Source organism: Gluconobacter sp. P1D12_c (genome assembly GCF_018812105.1).
Classification (GTDB): Bacteria; Pseudomonadota; Alphaproteobacteria; order Acetobacterales; family Acetobacteraceae; genus Gluconobacter; species Gluconobacter oxydans_A.
This window is the reverse complement of the sequence record NZ_JACSIQ010000025.1, coordinates 1-10,840: the sequence shown is the minus strand read 5'-3', so window position 1 is coordinate 10,840 and position 10,840 is coordinate 1. Positions and strand designations below refer to the sequence as shown.

Annotated in this window: 10 protein-coding genes and 2 pseudogenes; 4 read left to right on the top strand and 8 right to left on the bottom strand. The window is 50.2% G+C overall.

Translation table 11 applies throughout. The annotated features are described in order from the left end of the window. The coding region (locus KP705_RS14665; RefSeq protein WP_215764716.1) for a transposase at nucleotides 1-275 on the bottom strand (275 nt) is incomplete at its 3' end. A gap of 78 nt (nucleotides 276-353) precedes the next feature. Between KP705_RS14665 and KP705_RS14660 the strand changes: the two are divergent. Beyond that, a pseudogene (locus KP705_RS14660) lies at nucleotides 354-563 on the top strand (IS5/IS1182 family transposase); the annotation flags it as partial. Between the two features lie 185 nt (nucleotides 564-748). Here the strand turns inward: KP705_RS14660 and KP705_RS14655 are convergent. The 5 genes from KP705_RS14655 to KP705_RS14635 all read right to left on the bottom strand — a co-directional run bounded on the left by KP705_RS14655 (nucleotide 749) and on the right by KP705_RS14635 (nucleotide 6,828). Further along, nucleotides 749-1,306: a lipocalin-like domain-containing protein gene (locus KP705_RS14655; RefSeq protein ID WP_244151056.1), complete on the bottom strand. Its 558-nt coding sequence runs from the start codon at nucleotides 1,304-1,306 to the stop codon at nucleotides 749-751. A gap of 18 nt (nucleotides 1,307-1,324) precedes the next feature. Beyond that, nucleotides 1,325-2,752 carry a c-type cytochrome gene (locus KP705_RS14650; protein WP_081749541.1) on the bottom strand — a complete coding sequence of 476 codons (1,428 nt, stop codon included), beginning with the start codon at nucleotides 2,750-2,752 and terminating at the stop codon, nucleotides 1,325-1,327. 4 nt (nucleotides 2,753-2,756) lie between these two features. Next, complete coding sequence (locus KP705_RS14645; protein WP_252348412.1) at nucleotides 2,757-4,343, bottom strand: GMC family oxidoreductase; 1,587 nt, start codon at nucleotides 4,341-4,343, stop codon at nucleotides 2,757-2,759. Nucleotides 4,344-4,423: 80 nt separating this feature from the next. Beyond that, on the bottom strand, nucleotides 4,424-4,963 hold the full coding sequence (locus KP705_RS14640; protein WP_082872749.1) for a sugar dehydrogenase complex small subunit: 540 nt from the start codon (nucleotides 4,961-4,963) through the stop codon (nucleotides 4,424-4,426). A gap of 179 nt (nucleotides 4,964-5,142) precedes the next feature. Further along, a complete protein-coding gene (locus KP705_RS14635) occupies nucleotides 5,143-6,828 on the bottom strand; it encodes an alpha-keto acid decarboxylase family protein (RefSeq protein ID WP_211499660.1) in 1,686 nt (561 codons plus the stop codon). A 104-nt stretch (nucleotides 6,829-6,932) separates the two neighbouring features. Here KP705_RS14635 and KP705_RS20200 point away from each other — a divergent pair, with 104 nt between their 5' ends. Next, nucleotides 6,933-7,358: a LysR family transcriptional regulator gene (locus tag KP705_RS20200; protein WP_244974649.1), complete on the top strand. Its 426-nt coding sequence runs from the start codon at nucleotides 6,933-6,935 to the stop codon at nucleotides 7,356-7,358. Next, nucleotides 7,283-7,771 carry a LysR substrate-binding domain-containing protein gene (locus KP705_RS20195; RefSeq protein ID WP_308267587.1) on the top strand — a complete coding sequence of 163 codons (489 nt, stop codon included), beginning with the start codon at nucleotides 7,283-7,285 and terminating at the stop codon, nucleotides 7,769-7,771. Before KP705_RS20200 ends, KP705_RS20195 begins: the two co-directional genes overlap by 76 nt. Nucleotides 7,772-7,905: 134 nt before the next feature. Here KP705_RS20195 and KP705_RS14625 read toward each other — a convergent pair whose 3' ends face one another. Both KP705_RS14625 and KP705_RS20190 read right to left on the bottom strand, forming a co-directional pair. Continuing rightward, nucleotides 7,906-8,598, bottom strand: coding sequence for a substrate binding domain-containing protein (locus KP705_RS14625; RefSeq protein ID WP_249198700.1), 693 nt, complete (start codon nucleotides 8,596-8,598; stop codon nucleotides 7,906-7,908). Between the two features lie 39 nt (nucleotides 8,599-8,637). Continuing rightward, nucleotides 8,638-8,817 (bottom strand): annotated as a pseudogene (locus tag KP705_RS20190) (LysR family transcriptional regulator); the annotation flags it as partial. Nucleotides 8,818-8,923: 106 nt separating this feature from the next. Between KP705_RS20190 and KP705_RS14620 the strand changes: the two are divergent. Further along, nucleotides 8,924-10,546, top strand: a complete 1,623-nt coding sequence (locus tag KP705_RS14620; RefSeq protein ID WP_063904959.1) for an NAD-dependent malic enzyme — start codon at nucleotides 8,924-8,926, stop codon at nucleotides 10,544-10,546. Nucleotides 10,547-10,840 lie beyond the last annotated feature (294 nt).

The window sequence follows — 10,840 nt, the reverse complement described above, 5'->3', positions numbered from 1 at the left end:
AGGAAGCGCATGAASGASAGGCGATCGTTGATCAGATATTCCGTCCGTTTGTCGGACAAATTGTTCAGCGTCTGGATCACCAGGATCCTGAACATCAACACTGAATCGAACGGCGGTCGCCCGCCCTTGCTTCCATCTGAATAGGCCAGAGCCTGCTCCAGATCAGGGCGGAACACCTCAAAACCCACAGTCCGGGAAAATGCTTCGAGCTGGTCACCAAGCCCACTCAACCGGGCAAGCCGTTCTTCAACATCAAAGAAACCCGCCTGCTTCATGATCCATACTCCAATCAACGCAAGGAAAATGGAATCATAAAGACTGACCCAAAACCAGAGAGTTTTTCGAACCCTCCACCTATGCCCCGACATATCCAGAAATCGAATGCAGGGAAGTCGGTGATCCGATCCCGCGTCGAACACGTCTTTGCTGATCAGAAGTCACAGACAGGGCTGTTCGTCGGAACTGTCGGCATCACCCGGGCCAGCATGAGGATCGGGCTGGCCAATATCGTCTAYAATATGCGCCGCTTTCTCTTCCTGGAGCGGATCCGCATCACAGCGTAGCTATCAAGCGGGTAACAGCCCCCAATCTGCTCAAAACGCAGACCGGATCCCATCGCAAAAACCGTCAATAAAATCGCCAAAAGCCAGAAATTACCAGCCAAGCACATCAATCAACGGTTCTTCGATCCCTCCAGGTGCTCGCTCCTTTTTTAGGAGTGTAGAGCACGGTCGCCGGCTTTTCCGGATTAATTGACCCGTTTGAAACGGATAATGCTGCGGGACATTTTTCCGTTATCCCAGTTAGGCATAATCCTCCAAGGCGTCAGAACATCAGCTTCATTCCCCTTTACGACGATATTACGACGCTGCTCTGTTCCAACCCATTCTGGCGCCCATGCTGTCTGTACACTTGTAACCCACTGGTTACCTTCCACACGATAGCGGCCAATATAGGCAACGAGTGTTTTCATGAGATGCGCGCGATCTGCATCATCTTTTGCCGGCTGACGATCACTCCCTTCAAGATTAAACGCAACCCAACCGTCAGGGGTGAAGATGACGCGGCCACGCGGATGGGCGCCCATAGCGTCAATCAACTTCCCGGTTTCTTTATCCTGAACCTTATAAGAGACCAGCTCCCAAACCCCGACTATGTTCTTTTTCAAGTCTGGATCAACTTTCTTTGGAAGTTCCGGAATGGATACTTCCTGAGCATGGATAGATGACAATGAAGACATAGACACAGCCCCCGCAAAAGACATAATCAGCATAATTTTTCTGTACTTACGCATTTTTTCAAACATACTCATATCCTTTCTATTTTAAACAACATTCCTCGTTTTATGACGTCTTATGACGAACACTACGGCACACAGTATCAGAACCAGTATTGCTCCCGCCGCCATGCCAACTCGGGACAACAGCAATAATGGAGAGGCAGGCCCACCCTTTCTGATAAGCGCAACATCCTGTGGTGTGACCTGAACGTCTGGTCGACCATATGTTTTGAAAACAAAATTGCTCAACCTGGCGATCTGACTATCGTCCAGTTGTACAGCATCTCCCGATTTTCCGCCGAAACCTGGCATGAAGGCTTGGCGCCCCTCTACCGATCGAGAGACACCATACAGAATTGTTGAAATGAGGTTGTCGCCACGAGACGCGCCTGTCACCGAATTATGCCAAAGGGATGGATAATAACCATCTTTACTTCCCTGAGCACTGGCCCCATGACACGAGGCGCAGTTCCCCATAAAGAGAGCCGCTCCACTGGCGGTGTTGTCGTTATGATCTAGAATCGGGGTTACCCCCCGCAGCTCGACTGACGGATTTAGGTCATGGCCTTGCTGAAATCTGGACGAAGCGTGATCATTCGGATCACTGACCGGCTTTAAACTGCGCAAATAAACGCTAATGGCATTCAGGTCACCAGAAGACATATGAGAGAAACTGTGTTCAACAGCCTCACCCATTCCGCCTCCGGCCTGTGCTTTGCCATGCAGGCGTCCCGTGCGGAGATATTCCGTAAGATCCTGATCACTCCAACTCCCAATACCACTGACTGTGTCAGGGGTAATGTTTGGTGCGTACCATGTTCCAAGACTGGCTCCCGACAGCGGGTGCGCCAGATCTTCCTGCATCAGGAACCCACGATGTGTATGGCAGGTTCCACAATGCGTCGCCCCCTGTACCAGGTAAGCTCCCCTGTTCCACTCTGCCGACTTTGTCGCATCAGCCTGATAGGGTTTTCCATTCAGGAACAACATGTTCCAAAAAGACATGGAGAACCGGATATTCATCGGAAATGGCAGCGCTGTAACCGGCCCTTTTTTATCTACCGGAGCAACATCCTTCTGGAAGTAAGCATATAAATCAGCAATGTCCTGATCCGTCAGATAGGAATAAGCTGTGTACGGCATTGCTGGGTACAGGTTGGCACCATCTTTTCTGACGCCACGCCGAACAGCTTTGTCGAAATCTTCTAACGAATAGTGACCAATACCTGCTGACAAAGACGGAGTAATGTTTGTCGAATACATAATCCCCAAAGGAGTATGCATGGCCAAACCACCCGCAAAAGGCTGTCCATGAGGCGCTGTATGACAAGCTACGCAGTCTGAAGCAACCGCCAGATACTGACCACGCTGTGGGTCTCCAAGTGGATCAGCCTTTGCAGGATGTGTCGCAGAAAGAGCAATAATAGCAAGAGAGCAGACTGTAACAGTATAGAAAAAGGATCGCTGTATCATGAGATCAAGCCGTCTTGAATTGTGCTACGATTGCGTCGGCGGCCTTCAAAGCAAGCGCTGCCATTGTAATCGTGCTATTTCCACTCCCACCGGTTGTCATTGCACCCCCGCCGGGAAGAAAGAGATTCTCATGATCGTGAGAGCGGCAATCAACATCGACAACTGAGTCTGATGGATCTTTCCCCATAATGCAGCCACCCATGATGTGATCGCTATGCAAGAACTCAGGATTCAGATCGAACTTAGTCGCCCCTAAAGCCGTTGCCATCTTTTTAAGTGTCGGAATAGTATATTGCTCTGCACTACGCCGCACATAGTCGCCTACATCATAATAAATTCGCGGGCGATTAAGGCCTAACCAGTCTTTTTTATCTGACAGAGTCAGACGGTTAATAGAAGACGGAAGAGGCTCGTGTTCTACAACTAACAGTCCGGTACAAGCAGATAGGCGGCGAATTTCCTGATCAAGGGCACGTCCATACAGACCTTTTTTTAACGCTTCTGCTGCACCAATCGAGCCTCGGGCCATATTTTCCATACGGAACATGGCTCCAGCGTATTCACTACGGAAGTCGCCCTGACTGGTGTTCAGAATGCTACTGCCCTGTACAGGTCCAACCCCAGTCCAAAGCGGCTCGCTCATTTCAACAGTCGCTTTCAACTTCGGCTGATCCATCATGTTACGCCCTACCTGATCGGAACTGTTGGCAATTCCATTTGGATGGCGATCATCTTTGGACAAGAGCAGAAGTTTGGGGGTCTCAATGCCATTACAGGCAATGACGAAAGCACGCCCTGTTACGCGATGTGATGTTCGATGAGGGTCATAATAATGGACAGCCTGTATTTTATGATGATCATCCGCTTCAATGCGATAGGCAACAGCATTAGTTAAAAGCTTTCCGCCCTTGGCCTCAATGCGTGGCAGTGCCGTGGCTGCATCATATTTTGCAGCAATAGGGCAGACCGGAAAACAGTTATTATTGCCACAGCAGGCAGGACGCCCATCATAGCTAACACCACTATTGCGTGCCTGCGGTGCAGGCAAATTTCGCAACCCAAGTGGCGCCATAACGTCGGTGAAGCGCTGCTCTCCTGGCCCCAAAGGTAACGGACCCATGGGATAAGGCCGGGAACGAGGCGCTTTTGGAGGCCATTGCAATGCAGTATCCGTTGGACCGCAAACGCCCAGAGCATATTCTGCACGAGCATAATACGGCTCTAAAGTCGCATAATCAAAAGCCCAATCGCGCCCAACCCCATAGAGGCTTTTTAATTTCAAATCCTCGGGGGTCATCCGCCAACAAATGCCAGCCCAATGCCACGTCGCCCCGCCAGCATACCGAACATAACCTTGCTGGTAAGCCGTGGCATTAGGCCCTGTCAGATCCAGATAAGCATTTTCTTCGCCAAGCGTGCGTGTTTCGAGAACTGGCGCCCATGGTGGGGGAGGAAATGGCGCATCCCAATGATGTCGCAACGACGGAGGAAGGTTTCGAAAATTTTCTACGATGGTCTGTCGATCAACCCTGGGCCCAGCCTCCAACATGAGCACTGACAAACCAGCATCTAGAGCTTGTTCAGCGATCAAACACCCAACAACGCCCGTTCCGACGACGACGACATCATATTTTGTCTCATTTACCATTTCAGCGCGCTCCTATATCAGCCTCAAAAAATCGGAAGTTGAGAAAGAGGCGGAGCGTCCGCCGTCCAGCCATTAGGCCCAGAAATAGCATAAGAGGGTATCGTCATTACATCAGACGTGACTTTGAACATCAAAGCCTCTTCATAAGAAATGACGGAAATAGTGGATGCCCCCTGAACTGCACCAGTATACCAAGATTCAATTATGCTTTGAGCGGCATTTTTCAAAGAAACCTCTGGTAGAGCTTCCATAAGCTCTTCAACATCAGCGGGCTTTTTAGCCTCAATGAACGATGCTAGCTGCTCTAAATGTTGAGGAAAATCAGGAACAGTCGCGATCATTGCATCCGCCGTTCTCATTCCAATAGCTTCATTGAGCTTGTGCGGCACCAAAAGAGATGAGACCGACATGAACTTCTGATGCACCACTCCGGAGCGCAACGCACCGCCACTCAATGTGGCAGCACGAGTTGCTTGAACACAAAAGAGGGCACTGAGAGACGACATACCCAAAAGTAACCCACGCCTCCCGATCCGAGGGTTGGTAGAACGTGATATGCGCATGAGAGATACTCACTTCAAAAAATAGAATTACTTAACTGCATAAACTATGTACGATAATTCCTGCATTTTTTGTTATAAATTTTTATTTTAAAACGCTTAGTTATTTATTATAGGCGCACTTATGTATTTGCCTTCCTTTAAAATCAGGAAGGCAAATACATAAATAAAATTACTTATTTTCAGGCAGGCTTGCGGGAATTTGCGGCTGCAACAAATTTGCCCCACTGCACGAGCGTTTCGGTGCAATCTGTCTGATCCAGCTTACATTCGATCAATGTTGGTCCACGAGTATTCTTCTTGGCCTTTTCAATGGCATCAGCCAGTTCTTCACCTGTCGTAGCGTGCAGGCCCAGTCCATATTTGCCACTTTCTACGCCCGGAACACCTTGATTGAAGACCTGCATCAGAGCGGCATAGTCCCAGTTCTGGATATAATTATAGGGGCCATCATGAATTTTGATCTCAATAACATAACCAAAATTATTGATGAGGAAGATGATAACCGGCAGTTCATAGCGAACCATCTGCGCCACTTCCTGTGCCGTCAGCTGGAACGAGCCATCACCAACCATCAGAACATGCTGACGCTCAGGAGCAGCCAGGGCATTACCGAAAATGGACGGCACAGACCAGCCGATATGCCCCCACTGCATTTCCGACTCAACTTTGGCACCCTCAGGCAGATGCATACGCGTTGCATTGAACCAGGAGTCACCAGTCTCAGCGTATAATGTCGTGTTTCCATCGACCAACGCATTGATCTGACGGGTCATTTCATCATTGGTCAGAGGTTCGGATCCATCAGCCACTGACAGTGTAACAGGAGCATAAGGCTTCTCAAGCGAGGCAGGCTTACTGGAGACTTTCTCTGTCAGTACAGCCACGAATTCCTTCAAACGGAAACCTTCAAAAGTCTTTCCATTCACCGTAACCCGGCTCGGGTCCACTTCAAGCACACGCTCTCCACGCACGGAATCCCGCCAACCGACAGTCGAATAATCATTCCAGACCGGAGCCAGAGTGATAACAGCGTCAGCGCTCTTAATGACATGTTCAACGCCAGGGCTGCTGACCTCCCCCCAATACACTCCGCGGAAACCCGGATGCGCCTCAGAGAAGAAGCTCTTGGCCGCAGCCATAACAGTCACGGCACAACCGAGCTTGTCTGCAAGAGCCACTGTTTCAGTCAGTGCCTCACAAGAGCGCAGCTTGCTCCCGACAAGAATGACAACATTCTGGGATTTTTCAAGAAACGCGAGACTTTCTTCAAGCGCAGCTTTGAGGCTGACTTCGTCTGCCTTCAGGTGAGACAGAAGCGACGAAACCGGACCTGGGCGCACACAAGGCTGGCTCGCAACGTTACAAGCAATTTCTAGATAAGCGGGCTTTTTTTCGCGCAGTGCGGTCCGAATGACGTGATCGATTTTTGCAGGTGCAGTGTCTGCCGAGGTGATGCTCTCAGCCGCACATGTAACGTGCTTCACCATCTCCATTTGATAATTATAGTCTGTCGTGCCGATCGTGTGGTGCAGGACATGGCCCGACCCATGATCATTAGAGTTCGGCGCACCAGAAATCAGAATGACGGGAAGATTTTCAGCATAAGCCCCACCCAGGCCATTCATTGCTGAAATTGCACCGACACTAAACGTCACGACAGCAGCAGCAGCACCATTTTCGCGTGCATAACCTTCTGCCGCAAAGCTGCAATTCAACTCATTGCAGTCATAGATCTGCTTCATACCGCCATGCTCAATCAGTTGATCAAGCAGAATCAGATTGTAGTCACCAGCAACAGCAAAATGGTGTTTCAAGCCGATTTGTGTCAGCCGCTCAGCGAGATAATGTCCAACAGTGAAAGTCATAACACAGGATCCCCAACAAAAATTCTTCCCCCAAGATGGATGCCCCTCTTTTAAACGTCCAATATATATTTTGACTGATTGTCATATGTATATCATACGGATACATGGACCTTCGTCACCTACGCTATTTCGTGGCCATCGCAGAGCATGGCAGCTTCACAAAAGCCGCAGAGACGCTTCACATTGAGCAGCCTCCTCTCAGTCAGCAGATCAAATCCCTAGAAACAGAGCTAGGAGTGCAACTCTTTATCCGGTCTAAACGCGGGGCCACCTTGACGGATTTTGGGGAGCAGCTTTTTGAAAAAGCCCAGACAATTCTGCGCCTTGAACATCAATTTCACCTTCTGGCCAAAGGATTATCTCTTGGCGAACAAGGGCGTCTTAGAATAGGGATGGCTGGAGCGGTCGCGCTGTTACCTCTAATACCTAAAGCCATACGGGCATTTCGAGAGCAGTGGCCCGATATTGTAATCACACTCGAAGAGAGTACACCCCCGCTCTCTGTGAGGCTTTACGAGAGCGCCGGGTAGATCTCGCCATTGTACGCCCGCCAGCGCCAGATCCGGACATCGCACTCCATCCTCTCTTTGATGAACCAACCCTGATCGCCATTCCAAAAGGCCATCCACTTTCCAAGCGCCACACGCTCAAATTAATCGACGTCGCCAAAGAACCATTTCTTATTTTTGATCGCTCACTCGGCCCCGGTTTCTACGATGCTATTATCTCAGCCTGTCAACAAGGCGGCTTTACTCCGCGTTTCGGACAAGCAGCCCCTCAGATCACCGCAACAATTCCAATGGTTGCGGCGGGACTGGGTGTAGCAGTCGTTCCGGCTTACCTACGACAAATTCATGCTGATGGCGCAACATTCCATTCCATCCCATCTCCGGCCCCTCACCTCGAGCCAGCATCTCGCTTGCCACCCTTGAAACGGAATTGACTGGACCAAGCGCCAATTTCCATCAAATTCTTCTGGCTATAGGAAACAATAATTAGAATATAATATTGAGTGTATTAGCTGTAATTTCTATTAATAATTACAAAAAATCCGATCATACATATTAATTATTTTCACTAATGCCATGACGGTCGGTGCGCCAAAAAATCTCTTAAATTGTCGAGAAAAGTTCGAACGCGCAGAGGCACGTTACGTCGACTTGGCATCGTTGCAAACAATCCGATCGTCTCCCCTTGGTACTCCGGTAAAAGACGGACCAACCTGCCGCATTGCAGGTCGTCGCCGACGTCCCACAAGACTTTGAACACGATGCCTTTACCCTTGAGTGCCCAATCATGCACCACTTCGCCGCTCGTCGTCGATAGATGCGGCGTTACCTCAACGACCTGATCTTCTCCTTCACGAGACAGCCGCCATCGGTCGAGCATTCCCAGCTCATGCCCACGCATCAGGCAAATACAACGATGCCGATTTAATTCGGCAGGAGTGGCAGGCATGCCAAATTTCTCAAGATAGGCCGGAGCAGCGCAGATGACTCGTTCACTGCTCATGATTTTTGTCGCGACAACCCCCGTTTCATTCGGCATGCCAATCCGAATGGCCAGGTCAAGGCGACTATTAACAACATCCAGCCCTTCATCCGACAGAAGAAGATGGACGCGCAGCTTCGGGAAACGATCGGCGAATTCGCTGACAAAATCAGCCAAACGGCGACGTCCCAGTTCAAGTGGTGCTCCAATCCTCAGAACACCACGAAGTTCCTTTTGATTGGCGGAGATCTCGGCTTCGGCTGCCTCAATATCAATCATGATCTCTGCAGCACGCTCATAAAACGTCTGCCCTTCATCCGTCAGGTCGAAACGCCTCGATGTCCTTGTGACCAGCCGTACGCCAAGCCGCTCCTCCATCCGAGCCAGTCTTCGACTGGAAGCTCCAGCCGAAACGTTGAGATGACGTGCGACGGCAGTCAGATTTCCCGATTCAACGAGGAGTACGAAAAATCTCAGGTCACCGGCGTCATCGTGCATTGAGGGGCCATCTTTGCGTTTTATACACAGATACAATGCCTTTTATGCGACTACCAGCACCATCAACGCACATCCATTGTCTGTTCATCAATGAATGGAGACAGACATGACGTCCGATCGCACTGCATCTTCACTCCCTCCCCTTCTGGATGCGGTTCACAACCGCGAAACCGCCTTCACGAATGAGGAGCGGCACAAGAATGGTACGCTCGGCCTCCTGCCTGACGCCGTCGAAACCCTTGATCGGCAGATGGAGCGCGTCCTGTGGCAGCTGGACAGCAAGAGCAGCGATCTCGAGCGCTTTTTGCATCTGAATGGATTGTCACAGCGTAACGAAACACTGTTCTTCAAGGTTGTGATGTCCGATCCGAAACGCTTTCTTCCGATTGTTTACGATCCGACAATCGCCGATGCCTGCCTTCAGTACAATCGTCTCTTTGAGAGACCACAAGGTCTGTATCTTTCGTTGCGTCACAAAGGGCATGTGAAAGAGATTCTCGCCAACTGGCCCGAAAAAGATGTGCGCTTTATCTGCGTCAGTTCCGGCGGTCGCATTCTAGGGCTCGGAGATATTGGAGCCAACGGCATGGGCATTCCGGTGGGTAAGCTGCAACTCTATACAGCCTGCGCCGCAATTCCACCTCAGGGCCTGATGCCGATGTTGCTGGATATCGGTACGACCAATCAGGAATTGATTGACGATCCACTCTATCTCGGTTTGCGGCAGGCGCCCCCATCGTCAGACGAACTCGACGCATTCGTTGATGAACTCGTCGCAGCCATTCAAGAGCTTTATCCTCATTGCTGCCTGCATTTTGAGGACTGGAAAGGAGACGATGCCATCCGCCTATTGGCGCGATATCGTGACAAGATCCTTTGCTATAATGACGACATTCAGGGGACTGCGGCCATTACGATCGCGGGTCTCGACACCGCCCTGTCGATCAAGGATGAGGCGCTGAAAGAACAGCGTATCCTGTTCTACGGTGCAGGGTCTGCCGGGATCGGTATCGCGAATATGATCGTGAGTGCGCTACGGGACGAAGGCCTTTCTGAAACTGATGCCCGCGCCTGTATCTCAATGATGGATATCAACGGACTGATCGAACCCTCGCGGCAGGATCTTAATCCTTCGCAAAAAGTGTTCGCTCACTCCCATGCAGCAACGAAAGATCTTGCAGAAGCCGTCAAATCTATTAAGCCTACTGTCCTGATCGGCGTCAGTACCAACGCGGGTGGCTTCACCGAAGAAGTCGTCCGCACCATGGCAAGCATCAACAACAAGCCCGTCATTTTCGCGCTTTCCAATCCCACCGACAAGGCGGAATGCACTGCCGAACAGGCCTATCGCTGGACCGACGGCCGCGCGCTCTTTGCTGCAGGTGTCCAGTTCGATGATGTTACTTTGAATGGCAAGACGCTAGCCCCCGGCCAGGCCAATAATTTTTATATCTTCCCCGCCGTGGCACTGGCTGTCTGGGCAACACAGGCACGACGCATCACCGACGAGGTCTTCCTTGAAGCCGCCAGAGCGACCGCTGAACAGGTCACACCGGAGCAACGGGCCCACGGTCTGCTTTTCCCGCCGCAAAAAGATGTCCTGCGTGTAGAGATCAACACGGCCATCAAGGTCGCCCGTCAAATCTTCAAATCGGGCCTGGCTCAGGTTCCTGAACCCGAGGATATCGTGGACTGGATTGAAGCCAAGCTCTACCGACCAGGATACTGAATGACAAAAAAATAGAAAGAATATCTATTATCTTTAATAGAAAAATTTCCTTATACCCTATTTTTTACCATCCATTACCACCATATTTCCTAGTAGAAAATTAATGGATGGTAAATAACTCTAATTTTTGTTTTCAGAGGATTTTTCCTATCTCTTCCATTCGTTGGGAAGGAGATAACCTTTATGTCCGATGTCCATTTTGTCGAAATGGTCTTTTAGCACTGCCTCTTGCGTTGAATGGGATAGCATAGAAAATCCGGACGCTTCAAAGCTACTTTTCTCACGAAGATAAGC

Coding starts and splice junctions, on each gene's coding strand:
- KP705_RS14650 (WP_081749541.1), bottom strand. CDS start 2,752: ATGATACAGCGATCCTTTTTCTATACTGTTACAGTCTGCTCTCTTGCT.
- KP705_RS14655 (WP_244151056.1), bottom strand. CDS start 1,306: ATGTTTGAAAAAATGCGTAAGTACAGAAAAATTATGCTGATTATGTCT.
- KP705_RS14640 (WP_082872749.1), bottom strand. CDS start 4,963: ATGCGCATATCACGTTCTACCAACCCTCGGATCGGGAGGCGTGGGTTA.
- KP705_RS14625 (WP_249198700.1), bottom strand. CDS start 8,598: ATGATTGATATTGAGGCAGCCGAAGCCGAGATCTCCGCCAATCAAAAG.
- KP705_RS14635 (WP_211499660.1), bottom strand. CDS start 6,828: ATGACTTTCACTGTTGGACATTATCTCGCTGAGCGGCTGACACAAATC.
- KP705_RS14620 (WP_063904959.1), top strand. CDS start 8,924: ATGACGTCCGATCGCACTGCATCTTCACTCCCTCCCCTTCTGGATGCG.
- KP705_RS20200 (WP_244974649.1), top strand. CDS start 6,933: ATGGACCTTCGTCACCTACGCTATTTCGTGGCCATCGCAGAGCATGGC.